Origin of the sequence: Parabacteroides sp. AM58-2XD (assembly GCF_003463685.1) — a bacterium.
GTDB classification, from domain to species: domain Bacteria; phylum Bacteroidota; class Bacteroidia; order Bacteroidales; family Tannerellaceae; genus Parabacteroides; species Parabacteroides segnis.
The window spans coordinates 15,760-32,600 of sequence record NZ_QSDP01000068.1; the positions used below are offsets into that span (position 1 = coordinate 15,760).

8 protein-coding genes and 1 pseudogene are annotated in these 16,841 nt (G+C 41.6%); 8 read left to right on the forward strand and 1 reads right to left on the reverse strand.

Going from position 1 to position 16,841, the window contains the following annotated elements:
• Positions 1 to 9 precede the first annotated feature (9 nt).
• From DXA15_RS16245 to DXA15_RS16275, 6 genes are all read left to right on the forward strand, one after another.
• Positions 10 to 987 carry a FecR family protein gene (locus DXA15_RS16245; protein WP_128134706.1) on the forward strand — a complete coding sequence of 326 codons (978 nt, stop codon included), beginning with the start codon at positions 10 to 12 and terminating at the stop codon, positions 985 to 987.
• A 258-nt stretch (positions 988 to 1,245) separates the two neighbouring features.
• On the forward strand, positions 1,246 to 4,449 hold the full coding sequence (locus tag DXA15_RS16255; protein ID WP_233567358.1) for a TonB-dependent receptor: 3,204 nt from the start codon (positions 1,246 to 1,248) through the stop codon (positions 4,447 to 4,449).
• Positions 4,450 to 4,454: 5 nt separating this feature from the next.
• Positions 4,455 to 6,086 carry a RagB/SusD family nutrient uptake outer membrane protein gene (locus DXA15_RS16260; protein ID WP_128134708.1) on the forward strand — a complete coding sequence of 544 codons (1,632 nt, stop codon included), beginning with the start codon at positions 4,455 to 4,457 and terminating at the stop codon, positions 6,084 to 6,086.
• 64 nt (positions 6,087 to 6,150) lie between these two features.
• Positions 6,151 to 8,694 (forward strand): GH116 family glycosyl-hydrolase, encoded by a 2,544-nt coding sequence (locus tag DXA15_RS16265; RefSeq protein ID WP_128134709.1) that lies wholly within the window; start codon positions 6,151 to 6,153, stop codon positions 8,692 to 8,694.
• Positions 8,695 to 8,698: 4 nt separating this feature from the next.
• Complete coding sequence (locus tag DXA15_RS16270) at positions 8,699 to 9,286, forward strand: hypothetical protein (RefSeq protein WP_128134710.1); 588 nt, start codon at positions 8,699 to 8,701, stop codon at positions 9,284 to 9,286.
• Between the two features lie 138 nt (positions 9,287 to 9,424).
• Positions 9,425 to 13,033 (forward strand): glycosyl hydrolase, encoded by a 3,609-nt coding sequence (locus DXA15_RS16275; RefSeq protein ID WP_128134711.1) that lies wholly within the window; start codon positions 9,425 to 9,427, stop codon positions 13,031 to 13,033.
• A 94-nt stretch (positions 13,034 to 13,127) separates the two neighbouring features.
• On the opposite strand, the gene gadC is transcribed toward DXA15_RS16275, so the two are convergent.
• Complete coding sequence (gadC, locus tag DXA15_RS16280; RefSeq protein ID WP_128134712.1) at positions 13,128 to 14,687, reverse strand: putative glutamine/gamma-aminobutyrate antiporter GadC; 1,560 nt, start codon at positions 14,685 to 14,687, stop codon at positions 13,128 to 13,130.
• A gap of 200 nt (positions 14,688 to 14,887) precedes the next feature.
• Between gadC and DXA15_RS16285 the strand changes: the two genes are divergently transcribed.
• Together DXA15_RS16285 and DXA15_RS16290 are read left to right on the forward strand one after the other, a co-directional pair.
• Entirely contained in the window at positions 14,888 to 15,667 is a 780-nt protein-coding gene (locus DXA15_RS16285) for a potassium channel family protein (RefSeq protein ID WP_009860472.1), read from the forward strand.
• Between the two features lie 88 nt (positions 15,668 to 15,755).
• Positions 15,756 to 16,733 (forward strand): annotated as a pseudogene (locus DXA15_RS16290) (RNA-binding domain-containing protein); the annotation flags it as partial.
• Between the last annotated feature and the right edge of the window lie 108 nt (positions 16,734 to 16,841).

Here is a 16,841-nt window from a genome sequence, read left to right on the forward strand (position 1 = left end):
GACAAAATTATGAATGAACAAATAATTAAATATTTCCAGGGAGAACTTAATACTACAGAAGGACTGCAGTTCTTAAGACAGGTAGAGGCGGATGATGGATTGAAAAAACAATTCATCGAATACAAAAATATACATGCTCTGTTACATCTTTCTGACCAGGCGGATAATAAAGAGGAGAACAGACAGGGATATATACTGTTCAACAAAATTATCCGAACAAAAAAGATACGTAAAATCATGTTATATGCAACCAGCTATGCTGCAGCCATCACATTACTGGTTTTATCGACTTATTGGCTCACCACCAGTCATTACAAGACTCAACAACCTGTAGCGAACATCGAAAATATCCTTTATGTACCGGCCGGTCAACGTGTACAATTGACTTTACAAGATGGAACCGAAGTCTGGCTGAACTCTCAAACCAAGTTTACTTATCCGGCTTTATTCACAGGAAAAGAACGGAAAGTAACTGTAGAAGGTGAAGCTTTTTTCGATGTGGCTAAAAACCCTGATAAACCGTTTATCGTATCTTCTCAGGGAGTAGAGATGAAAGTTCTGGGAACAAAATTCAATGTTCACAGTTATCCGGGGAAAGAGACAATTCAGACAAGCTTGCTTGAAGGAGGGTTAAAAGTATATTTCCCTCATGCCGAATCCAAAGGTATTATCCTTAAACCGGATGAACAAGTAACTATAAAGAGGAACCAAATGAAAATCAGCACCTTTCCTCATGCGGATTATTTCTTATGGAGAGACGGGATATATAGCTTTATTAACGAACCGCTTATCGACATATTGAAGAAACTCGAACTCTATTATGACGTAAAGATCATTGTGAAAGATCAATCCATATACAATTGGGAATATACCGGAAAATTCCGCCAGCGGGATGGTATTGATGAAATTCTACGTATGATACAAAGAATACACAAATTCAAAATCAGCAAAGATGAAGAAAGTAACATCTTCACTTTAAGCAGATAAACATGTATAATCATTAAAACAGAATGCCTATGAAGAAACATTTTTAGAAGCAAAAACGGCAGATGCTGTAACATCCGCCGTTGGCAATCAAGTAAACACATCAAGTCAAAAATTTTTAGTATTCACTTAATTATTAGCAAAGATATGAAAATAAAAACTTTGTTACCACTCTTTATTGTACATGATAAACACTTTAAAGAATATTTTAGAATCATGAGAATATCGCTATTTATGTTATTCGTCTGTATTTTTCAACTGATGGCAACAAATACAGAGGCACAGAATGCCATTATGAAACTGGAAACAAATGTGATATCTATCGGGCAACTTATCAATCAAATAGAGAAACAAACAGACTATCTGGTGGTATTTCGTAATCGGGAAGTAGATACAGAACGGAAAATACATGTTCAGGAAAAATCAGGAAAAGTAATTTCATACCTGAAAGATGCCTTCGACGGTACGGATATCAGTTACGAATTTACCAACAAATACATTTTGTTATCCAAAAAAAATCAGCCGAATATTGTCAACGAAACCCAGCAGTCAGCCAGAAAGATTACAGGTACGGTTAAAGACAATAATGGAGAACCTATAATTGGTGCCAATGTATCTGTTAAAGGAACAACAAACGGAACGATTACAGACACAGAAGGAAACTTCAGTTTGGAAAATATATCAAATAAAGATGTTATCGTTATTTCCTACATTGGTTATACCCCACAGGAAATCAGAACAGGAAATCAAAATAATATAAAAATTATCCTGAAAGAAGACTCACAAGCACTGGAAGAAGTCGTTGTTGTAGGTTTCGGTACGCAAAAGAAAGTAAATCTGACCGGTTCTATCGGTACGGTTAAAACAGAAGAAGTTCTTAAATCACGTCCGGTAACAAACGTACAAGAGTTGCTATCCAGTTCTGTTCCCGGTATGGCCGTAACGAAAGGTAGTGGGGCAGCCGGTTCAGGAGCCAGTATCAATATCCGCGGAACATCTACCATTGGAGGTAGTTCCGGTGTTTTAGTACTAATCGACGGTATGCCGGGTAATATTTATACATTGAATCCAAATGATATCGAAAGCATATCTGTATTAAAAGATGCAGCATCAGCCGCTATCTATGGCTCCCGTGCTGCAAACGGTGTTATTCTGGTAACCACCAAGACGGCTAAAGCAACCGATCGTCCTGTCGTTGAATTTTCCAGCAACATAGGTATACAGAACCCGCAATTCAAATTAGACTTTGTCGGAGCAGAAGATTTCATGCGTTTGTATGACCAGGCCATGATCAATGATGGAAAAGAAGCGGTTTACGGAGAGCAAGGTATTCAAGATTTACATGCCAGCAAATATGCAGATAATAAATGGTATAAAGAAATCTACAAAAAAAATACCGTTATCAACAATACACATATAGCAGTATCCGGTAAAGAAAAAGCTATTTCCTATCGTTTCTCCGTATCTAACGACTATCAGGAAGGTAACTTACCGAACAATAACTACAATCGTTTGGTATTCAAACCAGATATGCGTTTCCAAATATTAAAAAATCTGGAAGCACACGCCAGCTTACAGTATACACAGACAAATATCCAAAATCCGAATGGCGGAACAACCATTTGGCAGACACAGGCTGCACGTATCTCACCTGTTACACCTATTTTTAATCCTGACGGTTCATATGCTGCCGGTGGTGCAATGGGAGGTAACCCGATTGCAGGTGTTAATGAATCCGGATATTCCAAAGAAAGACATAAAGAGATGATGGCTATTTTCGATGTCACTTACTCTCCTTTAAAAGACTGGAATATAAAAGGAAGTGTTGCTACATATTCTCAAAATACAACAACAAAAAACAGAGTAAATACTTATTATCTGTATGACAAAGAAGGGAATATAGCTAAAACAGAAAACAGAGTTTCTTCATTGAAGGAAACAAACTCGTATAACTTCCGCACACAGTTACAGTTTACATCCGATTATTCTTTTAAAATATCCGACAATCACAATTTCAAAGTATTGGCCGGTTATTCACAAGAATATTACAAAACAGAAAATTTCTGGGCATCCAGAGAAGATATGCCTTTTGCCGGTATAGATGTATTGGACACCGGTAATACAAATAAACAAAACGGAGGTAATGCCCAGGACGTAGCTGTCCAATCCTGGTTCGGTCGCTTAAACTACGATTATCAAGGTAAATATCTATTTGAAGCGAGCGTACGTGGTGATGGTTCCTCCCGTTTTGCCAAAGGACACCGTTGGGGAGCTTTCCCGTCTTTCTCCGCCGGCTGGAATTTACATCGTGAATCTTTTATGGAATCAACGGCCAACTGGTTATCAGAATTGAAGATCAGAGCATCATGGGGTATTTTAGGAGATGCCGAAAAAGTAGGTTACTATGCAACAGCACAAGTTCTAAGTTACGACCCTAAAATTTATACATTCAACGACAAATTAGTCGGTGGTGCTTATAATAATGTAGCTATCAATCCTAATATAACATGGGAAAAAGCGAAAGTTAGTAACTTCGGTATTGACTTTGGATGGCTGGAACAGCGTATAAAATTATCTGCCGATTATTTTATGAATATGAGAACAGATATTTTATATACACCTCCTGTACCCAGTGAATTCGGATTATCCGCTCCTTTATCAAATTTACTGAAAATGAGAAATGAAGGTATGGAAATTATGGCCAGCTATCAGGATAGTAAAAATGATTTCCGTTGGGGAGTAGATGTCAATCTCAGTTATTCAAAAAACAAAGTGTTAGAGATGGGTGATTCTGAAAGATGGATCGAAGGAAATTCTGTGACTTATTTGAATGACCGGTATCAATTACCATTCGGTTACGAAGCAATCGGTCTATTCCAGAGTGAAGAAGAAATAGCCAATTCACCGAATCAAGGAAATGTGTTACCAGGCAATATTAAATATAAGGATCAAAACGGTGACAAAAAAATCGATGGTGAAGACCGTGTCGTACTTAACCGAAAAATACCTGTAAATTTTGGTCTGAATCTTTCATTCGGATATAAAGATTTCGATTTCTCCATGAATATGTATGGTAAACTGAATACTAAAAAGTATCTTCAGGGATACGAAGGATGGGCATTTTATCTGACAGACAATGCACGACCGATGCATCTGGACGCATGGAGTGAAAGTAATCCGAACGCTTCTTATCCACGTCTGACATTATCGAATACATCCAATGATTATGATTCAAGATACAATAGTTTTTGGTTGCGTACAGCCGACTATCTGAAGATTCAGAATATACAGATCGGTTATACTATTCCGAAAAGTGTATTGGAACGTGTAAATATCAAATATTTGAGATTATATCTATCCGGACAAAACCTGGCTACTATCACCGGATACGACGGATTTGATCCGGAAGGAGGCTGGTATCCGTTGTCAAGAACATTCTCATTTGGTTTTAATCTTCAATTTTAAAAATCATGAAACAATATAGTATTGCATTTTTATTAGTTTCTGCCTTAACATTCGGCAGTTGTTCTGATTTCTTAGATAGAGATCCTCTTTCCCAGGCTTCGGAAAATACCTTCTGGCAAACAGAAGCGGATGCACAAACAGGTGTAAATGCTTTATACCCGTTACTACCCGATTCACGTGATTTCTGGCGCGACTGTCAAAGTGATAATTCGCTGATGACAAATGCCTGGGGAGAAAGTGGTTTGGGATATATTTGCCAAGGTTCACACAATGCAGCAACCGGTTATCTTTCCGAAGAATGGAAATACGACCATATCCGTAGAATTCTTTACTATTTAGACCGTCTGGAGGGCATGGAAATCGATGAGGCTAAAAAGAAACGTTTTGAAGGAGAGGCCCGTTTTATCCTGGCATTACGTTATTACCGAATGACACGTCATTTCGGTGATATCCCATTGATCAAAGAAAAACCGATTGACCTGGAAGAAGCAGCGTTACCCCGTTCTCCAAAGCAGGAAGTATTAGATTATGCACTTGAAAACGTAAATAAAGCAATCGATTATTTACCGGAAACCTATTCCGGTGATGATATTGGACGTATCACGAAGGGAGCAGCTCTGACACTAAAAGCCGACATGTATCTGGATATGGCAAGTTACGCTAAATTCCATAAAGGACAGGATGCAACCGATCTTTGGAAAGAAGCAGCCAATGCAGCAAAACAAGTTATTGATCTGAATCTATATGGCTTAGAAGATGATTTCGCCTATATATTCAAGGCGGAAGCTAATAATAATAACAAAGAAGTTATATTGGCTTTTCAATACAAGGAAGACGAGAAAACGCATATGTTACCAATTCTAGCTTCTCCGGCAGGAACCGGTATAACCGGACAAGGCTGGGCAAGTTTCTGTCCAACCCGCCAACTGGTAGATTCTTACGAAACGACAGATGGTAAAACTATTTATGAATCCGATTTGTATGATAAGAATAACCCATGGGATAACAGAGATGCCCGTTTGAAAAAAACATTCTTCCTGCCAGGTTATGAGTGTTTACGTCCGAATGGTTCTTATGAGCCTTATATGCCACATCCGGCCTATAATAAAGATGAAAGAATCAATCATGAAGGGGGAGGCATCACTGGTTACATGTATCTGAAATATAATGACCAGGAATTAGAAAAACCAAATGCTTCTTGGACTAATTTCAGTCTTTACAGGTATGCGGAAGTTCTCTTGATCTATGCAGAAGCACTAAACGAATATGATCCGAATAATACACAGATAGCATGGGCTGTTAATCAGGTACGCAAACGTGCTGAATTGCCGGGAGTAGATAAGTTAATCGGCAACCAGGAAGCTATGAGGGAAAAGATACGGGAAGAAAGACGACACGAATTCGTAGCGGAACATAAACGTTACTTTGATATTCTTCGTTGGAAAACAGCAGAAAAAGTTCTAAACGAACCAGGATACGGTATCAATAAGGATGAAAAGGCTCCTATTGGAGATTATTCCGTAGAACAATTCCTGGGACAAAACCGTACTTTTGACGCAAGTAAACATTACCTGTGGCCGATTCCTCAGTCAGCAAGAGATAAGAATCCTAACTTAGGACAAAATCCGAATTGGTAATTATATTAACAAGAAAAAGCCGATCCGAATAAAGTCTGATCGCTTTTTATACTAACTTTAAAATATGAACAAATTAATATTACTAACAATTTGTACACTCGTTTCCGGAGCCATTGCATCTCAGGAATGGAAGCCACAAGAATGGCCGGTACTGAAAAACTACGACCAGGAACACCTTTACCAGATTGCACTTCCATTAGGAGGCATCGGGACCGGAACGGTATCGCTGGGTGGTCGCGGAGAACTCCGGGATTGGGAGATCATGAATGTACCTGCCAAGAAATACAGTACGGTAACAACCGGAAACAATGCCCCGTTCTTCGCAATCTATGCGAAGCCACAAAATCAGGAAGCCACCACCACTCTACTGGCCGGTCCTTTATACCCTCAGGAATATCTCCATTATGAAGGTCGTCCGGTAAATCATCATGGCTTACCTCGCTTTGCACAGGCTTCATTTGATGCTGCTTATCCGTTCGGACAAGTACATTTATCAGACAAAGACCTACCGGTGAAAGTCACGATAAAAGGATTCAACCCGCTTATTCCGGGGGATGCAGAAGCAAGCGGATTACCTGTTGCCGTACTTTCCTATGAAGTGACCAATACAACCAGTCAACCGATGGAAATTGCTATTTGTGGCTCCATGCGCAATTTTATAGGGAAAGACGGAAGCAAATTCCGTACCGACTGGAAAGGAGACTATATCCCAACCGGTGTAAAAGACAATAAAAACAAATACGTTGAAAACAAAGGAATAAAAGGAATCTATCTCTATTCAGACGGAGTGGATAAAAATGATCCTGCCTGGGGAACAGTCGCTCTCACGACACAGGCAACCAGTGGAGTAAGCTACCGTACTTCATCGAAAGCCGACAACTGGAATAACGGTATCCTGAACTTCTGGGATGATTTCAGTGCCGACGGTATGCTAACCGAGCGAAACAAACAGGAAGATGAAGACCCGATGGCCTCACTCTCCGTAAAAAAAACAGTAAAACCGCAAAGCACGGAAACATTCACATTCTATATCACCTGGAATTTTCCAAACCGGAAAGCCTGGTCCTCCACAGTTGTCGGAAATTATTACAGCCGTCAATATACAGATGCCTGGAAAGCGGCAGAAACAATCATTCCGCAAATTCCCGGACTGGAGAAAAAAACCTTATCTTTCGTAAACGCCTTACTCAATACTTCTTATCCGGCTGTTGTAAAAGAAGCAGCATTATTCAATCTGGCAACCTTACGGTCGCAAACCGTATTCCGTTTACCCAGCGGTCATATGATGGGTTGGGAAGGCGTAATGGATCGTTTCGGTTCCTGCGCCGGTTCCTGTACGCATGTCTGGAACTATGAAACAGCTACTCCTTATCTATTCGGAGAACTGGCAAAAACAATGCGTGACGTAGAGTTCAATTACGCAACTAAAGAGAACGGCCTGATGAACTTCAGAGCCTCTCTCCCACTAAATGAAGCAAATAAAGGAAACAGTGCCGCAGCCGACGGACAAATGGGCTGTATCATGAAGATATACCGCGAATGGCAACTTTCCGGAGACACTGATTTCCTGAAAAATAACTGGGGACAGATCAAAAAAGTACTTTCTTACGCCTGGACTGAAAAGGGTTGGGATGGCAACCAGGATGGCGTAATGGAGGGTTCTCAACACAACACTATGGACGTGAATTACTTTGGCCCTAATCCTCAAATGGGTTTCTGGTATATGGGAGCACTGAAAGCAGCGGAAAAGATGGCTATAGCTATGAAAGATAAAGGCTTCGCCCAAAAGTGCCAAACGTTGTTCGAACAAGGCAGTAACTGGATGGACAAAAATTTGTTCAACGGCGAATATTATGAACACAAAATAACCGATCCGGAGACATTTGAATACCTCGATATGAATAATCCGAATGTCAAAATTCCATCTTTCCAGCTAGGTCCAGGCTGTCTGGTAGACCAGTTAGTCGGCCAATACATGTCACATTTATGCGGGCTGGGTTATCTCGGAAACAAAGATCATATTCAGACAACCATGAACAGCATCATGAAATACAACTACGTATCAGACTTCAGCCGTCATTTCAACAATATGCGTTCATATGTGATGGGCAATGAATCCGGACTACTTATGGCATCCTGGCCAAAAGGCCGTCTGGAAGTACCATTTCCTTATTTTGCTGAGGTAATGACAGGGTTTGAATACTGTGCAGCCGTAGGTATGATTTACGAAGGAATGGAAAAAGAAGCACTCACCTGTATCCGGTCCATCCGCGACCGCCATGATGGGGCAAAACGTAATCCATTCAGCGAGCCGGAATGCGGTCATCATTATGCCCGATCCATGGCAAGTTGGTCTGCTATCATTGCACTTAGCGACTTTCAGTATTCAGGCATTGATAAAAGTATGAAAATTACGGCACGCCCGGGAAATTATTTTTGGAGTAATGGCTATTCATGGGGAACTATCGACGTCAGCGACAAGGATATCACAATTGAAGTAATAAGCGGTTCTCTCCAATTGAAATCCCTTACCGTCGGTAACGAAATAGAAATGCGGTTAAAGCATTTTGACCTGAAAGAAGGCGACAAACAAATCATAAAACGATAAAGTCATGGGTAAATCAAATATTATCTACTGCTTACTCGCCTGTTTGTTCCTGAGCGGAGGGTGTATCCAAAAAGAAGCAACCAACCATCACTCCCAACACAAAGCAGACTGGCAAACCGTCCTGCAAGACAAACTCCCTCTGCTGGGACACCGTAACTGGATTGTTATCACAGATATGGCTTATCCGTTACAAACCAGGGAAGGTATCACCACTTTATATGCAAACGAGTCTTATACGGAAGTTTTGGACACAGTTAAAAAGATGGTGGATAACTCTTTACATGTGTATGCCCATATCTATCAGGACGAAGAACTATCTTTTCTGGAAGAAGATTTTTGCCCGGGGATAAATGATCTGAAAACAGAGATGGGGAATATCCTTCCGGCAACTGAAATAACAAGCATCAGGCATGATGACCTGATAGCCCGGCTGGATAGCATCAGCAATTTGTTTGAAGTAGTCATCATCAAAACAAAACTGACAAAACCCTATACTTCCACTTTCTTTGAACTCGATTGTAAATACTGGGACAGTGGCAAACAAACAATACTCAACGAACGAATCGCAAGTACCGGAACAAATCGAATATAAACAGATCGAGGGATGTCTTTGTTATGGCATCCCTCTGCTTTTTCAGCCAAAATACATAACATTAATATCATTATTGAAACATTATTCTTCTGATTAATAGCTATTTTTGCTTCAATACATATTCTAAACTAATCACCCATGAAAAAACTTTTTACCCTTATTCTATCTGTCTTGTCCCTGTCTATTGCTGCACAGACGAGACAATTATCTCCCGGCCATCCGGACCGCACCGCTAAGACAGACCTGAAGAAAGGTTTTGCAACACCACCTAAAGGGTATGGTGAAGTACCTTTTTACTGGTGGATGGGAGATACACTGACCAAAGAACATCTTACCTATCATCTGGATCAGATGGCAGCTAAAAAAGTAACCAGCCTACAGGTAAATTATGCCCATTCGGACAAAGGAGGCGTCAGCTATGGACTAACTTTCCCTTCCAAACCGGCCCTGTTCATGGAAGAATGGTGGGACCTGTTCGGATGGTTCATGGAGGAAGCAAAGAAACGGAATATGACCGTCAGCCTCAGCGATTATACTTTAGGAGTGGGACAAGGTTCCTATGTAGACGACGCCCTCAATGAAAATCCCGGACTGACAGGAGCCGAACTGAAATTCGAAAGCGATACGATCCAGAATAAGTATGCAAAAACATGCCACGACCAGCTACTCTCCCTCTACGCCTACCAATTGGGAACAGATGGGAAAATCATCGAAAACTCAGGCATAGACCTGTCCGGAAATCTTACAGGCAACAAAATTGAATGGCATTCACCCACGGAAGGAAACTGGATCGTCACCCAGATATACAGCGTAGCTAAAAAACCTTCGCTCGACCCGATGCACCCTCTTTCCGGAAAAAGCTATGTCAAACACTTCTTCCAACGGTTTGAAGACCGTTTCCCGGAACAATCCAAAGGAGGACTGAACTTCTTCTTCTCCGATGAGCTGAACTTCAATCTGCATGGTTATATATGGAATTCAATCTTCAGAGACGAATTCCGGAAACGCAAGGGATACGATATCGTTCCTTATCTTACCGCCCTGTTCACCCATATCGGTCCGGTCACACCTAAAATACGGCTTGACTACAACGATGTCATGGTTTCACTGAGCGAAGAAAACTTCTTTATTCCGGTATACCAATGGCACGAAGACCGTAACCTGATCTATGGTTGCGACCATGGCGGACGAGGAAAAGATGTCAGCGAATTCGGCGATTATTTCCGTACCCAGCGATGGAACCAGGCACCGGGTTGCGACCAGCCAAACCTGGGAAAAGACATTATAAAAAACAAAGTAGCCTCCTCCATCGCCCATCTTTATAAACGTCCAAGGGTATGGCTGGAAGGTTTCCACAGCAGTAACTGGGATACCAATACAGCCAATCTGACCGATGCCACCTTTGCCAACTTCGTGATGGGGCAAAACCTGCTCAGCCTGCATGGTTTCTACTACAGTACAATGGGCGGCTGGTGGGAATGGGCACCTCCATGTAATCATACCCACATGCCTTACTGGGAAGAAATGGGACCGTTCCTGGAATGTACCGAACGTCTCAGCTACATTCTCTCCCAGGGATACCACCGGGCCGATGTCGCTATCCTGTATCCGGTAGAATCAGTTGTAGCCGGTTACGACCAGACGGCTGTGCAAAAAGCATTCAGCTTGGGAGAGTATCTATACCGGGAAGGTGTCGATTTCGACTTTATGGATTATGAATCGCTTGCAAAAGCCAATATAAAAAACAGCAAAATCCATATCTCTGGCGAAGAATTCAAAGTATTGATCATCCCGTCCATGAAAGCAATCCGTCATTCTTCATTGAAAAAAGCCTTGCAGTTCAAACAGAATGGCGGGATAGTCATCAACCTGGGAGAGTTGCCAGAAGCAACGGAAAAGAAAGGATTGAACGATCCCGAAGTACGTTCGTTACTAAACAAACTGTTCAGGCCCGACAGCAAGAACGCGTTTGTAGCCAACGAAAACCAAGAAGTGCTCGACATTCTCGACACAAACCTTACCCGCGACTTCCGCATCCTGTCACAGCAACCGCAAAAAGATATGCCATACATTATGCACCGTAAACTCGGAAATAAGGACCTGTATGCCGTATACAATGTTCCTTCCGGTACCGAATGCTTTTTCCGCGCCACCGGAGGAATCGAATTATGGGATCCCTGGACAGGTAAAACAAAAGAAATTACCGCCTCAAAAACAACAGACGAAGGAACCATTATCCAAATGCCGATGGAAAAACAAGACCTCCATCTATTCGTCTTCGATCCGGCCCAAAAGGCTATAATTACAGAAGTACCTCAAACGAGCGTCTCCAAAACCATATTACTCGACGGTGAATGGTCATTCGACCTCAAACCCTCTTTAAATAATAAATTCGGAGACTTCCACTGGCCTGCGACCGATGAACTGCTGGGCGCTTATATCTATAAAGCCAGATACAACCAGGCCTCTTCCGAAACAGCGGACTGGCAATCTCCCTCCTTCGACGATTCAGGATGGAAAAGCCAGACTTTCACCTACGGAACCAAGTTTATGATACTGGAAGCCACTCCTGAATTATCTGAGAAAGAACTTCTCACCCATCTTCCCTATCAAAGCAACAGGGTTCAAATCGATAATAAGGAATATGCCTGGAAACCCTATGAGTTTTCATGGCGATGGGGCGTTGAGAACGATTACGGTCATCAGGGATGGCATGGATTGAAAGCCACTGTTCACGATGAATTTATCCGTATGGGTAAACTCGAAAAAGAGTTCAGGGAAACAGTCCGCGTAGAAGATCCTAACGGAAACAAGAACTATTACCTCTATTCAAATGTTCTGGCTCCCGAAACGGGTAATTACCAACTGATATTCGGAGAACTAAAACCGGCCGATATCTACATCAATGGTAAAGCAGTCAGCCCCTCCACTTCTACCGTCACTCTTAACCGGGGAACCAATGAAATTGTTCTCCATTACGATACATTCGGGGTAACTTACTGTGTGGTGCGTAAAGCCGGAGATACCCCTCGTATACTGAAAGAAGTTACCATAGAAAAACCTCTTGCTACGAATTTCCGGGGAGACTTATCCCTTTTGCCATTCGATATAAACAAAACCGAAGAGCCTACTTACGGCCAATACCGCTTTACCTCTGCTCCCGGACTGAAGAAACTCGAGTTTTCGGCCTTCGGTGAGACCAAAGTCTGGGTAAACGGTACCTTATGCAATCTGACCGTAAAAGAGAAACGTCCGGACGGCCTGACCCGGTATGAAGCCGTAGTGACCAATCCGTCCAAACGGATATCAACCGTAGCCATATCCATAAAAGAACCCTGGGGAAATGCCGGAGGCGCCGCTATCGACGGCCCGATCAAACAAACCTGCGGGGATGGTCTGATTTCCGCAGGAGACTGGACACAGATAGAGGGTCTTTCTACTTACTCCGGCGGTGCCTGGTACCGGAAAAACATTCATCTGGAAAAGAATAACAGAGATAAAGTATATCTGAACCTGGGACAAGTGGTCTCCACAGCCGAAGTCTGGATAAACAAGCAGAAAGTCGGATTGAAGCTCACCCCGCCCTGGCGTTTCAACATCACGGAATATATAAAGGAAGGAGATAACCAAATCGAGATATTGCTTTACAATACCGCAGCCAACTATTACCTGTCTGTCCCGACCATGTACCGGGGCAGTACGAAAGCCGGTCTGTTGGGTACTGCATCAATCGAAATAGTCCGTTAATCCGAGACCCGCACTGTATAATAAAGGGGCGAGACCATCACGGTTCCGCCCCTCCTCTTTTTAGTACGTAGAATAGAAATTACATAAGTATATATTATGCTTGTGTATTATTCGATTTAGTTGTATTCGTTGTTGTAGTTGTGCTATTTGTATTGGCAGTCTGAGTAGTAGCTGTTGCACCGGCTACAGGAGCCTGTACTTTAGCTTCTTCCCAATGGAAAGGCTCAAAATGTGCATTCGGATCAACCCATGATGCTTTTTTGGAAGCAAAGATGATGAACGGAGCAGCCACAACAACAATAGCACCGATAATCAATACGGCAAACCAGACAGTATTACTACCGACAGAAATCTGACTAGGTGGAATAAAGCTCAAGATGAAAGCCAATAACGAACCACAGAAACCAAGACCACCGATAAACCACATCAATCCGTTGCCATGTTTACCGATACGGAACGGACGGTTTGCCTTCTTCATCCGGTAACGCAATGCGATAGCACCGGAGAACATCAGCAGATACATAACCAGATAAAGGATCACAGTCAACTGTGACAGGATCTGGTAGAAACTCTGTACGGAAGGCATTACCACGAACAGCAGGCTCAATAAAGTAACCGCACATCCCTGTACCAACAGAATGTTTTTCTGAACACCGATCTTATTTGTTTTCTGGAAGAAAGGAGGCAGATAACCTGCTTTACCCACGGTAAAGATACCTTTTGACGGACCGGCGACCCATGTCAATACACCTGCCAGCACACCGAATGCCAAAGCTACGGCAATGATCGGAGATAACCAGGAAGCATGGATAAATTTAAAGTAATTGTCGAAACCGACCAGCAGACTCTGTGTCAGGTTGATATCTTTCTGAGGAATAATAACACCCAGAGAGAAAGTACCTAATACGAAGATAAGAACAGTGATCAACGCCCCGATAAATACGGCTTTCGGATAGTTCTTAGAGGGATTTTCCACATCCTTTACGTGGATACCTCCCATCTCCATACCTGCATAAAACAGGAAGATACTGGAGGCCAGCACCAGGTTGTCGAATTTAGAGAAATCAGGGAAGAAATCACCATGGAAGTCCATGTTTGAATGACCGCCCATAGACAGGTAAACGATTCCGAGGATGATCAACAGGGCAGCCGGAAGGATCGTACCGACAATACCACCCACTTTAGCAACCTTACCAACCCAACTTAACCCCTTCAACGAAATAAAAGTAGCCAGCCAGTAAATGATCAATACCACAGCCAGCGTGTACATTTTGTTTGAAGCCAGTGTCATATCATGCGCATCATTCATCCCGATAAAGGCGATGGAAACAGCACCGAAGGTCAACACGGTAGGATACCAGATCGTACTTTCAATCCATTGTACCCAGATAGCGAGGAACCCCCATTTCTTACCGTAGGCTTCCCCCACCCATCGGAAAACCCCACCTTGTTTATCCTGGAACATAGCTGCCAACTCGGCTGCCACCAGCGACGTAGGGATCAAAAATACGATTGCCGCGAATAAGTAATAAAAGGCTGAACTTAATCCGTATACAGCCTCGGCAGGTAGTCCGCGGAGAGACACTACCGCCGTAACATTCATAATTGCAAGAGTAAAAACTCCAAGTTTTACTGCTTTTCCTACATTTGCCATGAATTTTACTGTTTAAATGTGAATTTTGTATTGTTTAGTTTCGCTTTAAATATGTCAGTAAAACAAATCGTTATTGTGTTAGTTTGTCAACAAGATGTCAAACTAGGTTAATTAACAGAATAGTGTTAAAAACAAAATCGCGGTATCCTTTGTTAGATAATCTAAAATATTTCTGTCTAAACGCCTAATTATTAAACGCAATGAAGTCTGCTTTCAATGACATTATTTACGAGAAAAGAGGAATATACGGAGTCTTGCATGTTATTATTTTGCTACTCTCCCTTTTCCTTATTGTAGTCATCTCAGTCGATACATTTAAGAACATCCCTTTCATGACACAGGGTTCCTATCTGAAGATACAGTTCTGGATCTGCATGTTCTTTATTGCCGATTTCGTTTTGGAGTTTTTCTTATCAAAACGTAAATTATATTATCTGCAAACCCACTTTATTTTCTTAATCGTATCTATTCCTTATCTTAATATTATCAGTTATTACGGAATTGAATTCTCCCCGGAAATCACCTATTTCCTGCGTTTTATCCCGTTGGCACGCAGCGGATATGCACTGGCTATCGTAGTAGGATGGCTATCTTCAAACAAGGCTTCAGGACTATTCGTATCCTACCTGACCATGTTGCTGGCAACGGTTTATTTCTCCAGCCTGATATTCTTCGTGATCGAACATAAGGTAAATCCGCAGGTCACCGGTTATGATGATGCTCTTTGGTGGGCCTTTATGGACGTTACGACAGTTGGCTCAAATATTTACGCCGTCACACCGACAGGACGGATACTATCGGTTCTGCTGGCTGCACTGGGAATGATGATGTTCCCGATCTTCACCGTTTATGTAACCAGTCTCGTACAGAACGCGAATAAACGGAAGAATGAATTATATAATGAAGATAATACGCCGCAACCGGAAGCAGCAAAACAGACGGCATCGAAACCTGCGGAAGGGGGGAAAATAACATCATAGAAAACAAGCCCGCTTCACTATAAAAGTTATCTTTGTAATCAACTTAAATCAATCATTTTATAATGATTAGAATATGAAATACACAAACATGGAAATATTAACACTCGAGAATATCAGGGAATTAGTTAGCCAAACAGAAACCGGGCAAATAGAGTTTAAGGAAACAACCGGACAATTAGAACGGGCAATGGAGACTTTATGTGCCTTCTTAAATGGAAAAGGCGGAACTATTCTATTCGGAGTTACAGACAAAGGAAAAATTATCGGGCAGGAAGTCAGCGATCAAACTAAACGCATAGTTGCAGATGCGCTTCAACGACTTGAACCTTTAGCAGCTGTTGAAATAAGTTATATTCCACTACCCGATAATTCTGAAAAGAAAATCATAGTTATCCATGTTGAAGAACAAAGATATACCCGCCCATTTACCTACAAAGGTCGTCCATATATACGAATAGAAAGTACGACTTCTACAATGTCCCAGTCGACATACAATCAATTACTCATGCAACGCGATGAGGTTCGTTTTGGCTGGGAAGCGTTAATAAATGAAGACTTAAAACAAGAAGACCTTGATAAAGACGAGATTTTAAAAACTGTACGATTAGGCATTGAAAGTGGTCGATTACCGGAATCTACAGCACTGACAGATATAACTATTATTTTGGAGAAATTAAAACTGTCTAAAAATGGGCAACTAAAAAACGCTGCAGCAGTGTTGTTTGCTGATGATACCTCCAACTATCCACAATGCCTATTGAGAATGGCTCGATTTAGAGGTATAAACAAAGATGAATTTATTGACAATCAACGCATATACGGTAATATTTTCAAACTACTAGATGCTGCAATGGCATTCTTTTTCAAACATTTATCTTTATCCGGAAAGATAAATAGTGTAGAACGGGTAGAAGAATTAAATGTTCCGGTGAAAGCTTTAAGAGAAGGTATTATCAACGCTCTTTGTCACAGGCAATACCATTCTCCGGGCGGATCTGTCGGAATTGCTATTTATGATGACCGTATAGAAATAGAAAACATAGGTACTTTCCCTACAGATATAAGCCAATGTCATCAATTTAAGAAAAAATACCCTTAAAACGAAAAAAGCCATTGGAAATATCAAAGAAAGAATTACTTTAAAGTTACCACACAACAAGTAATCCATGATCTA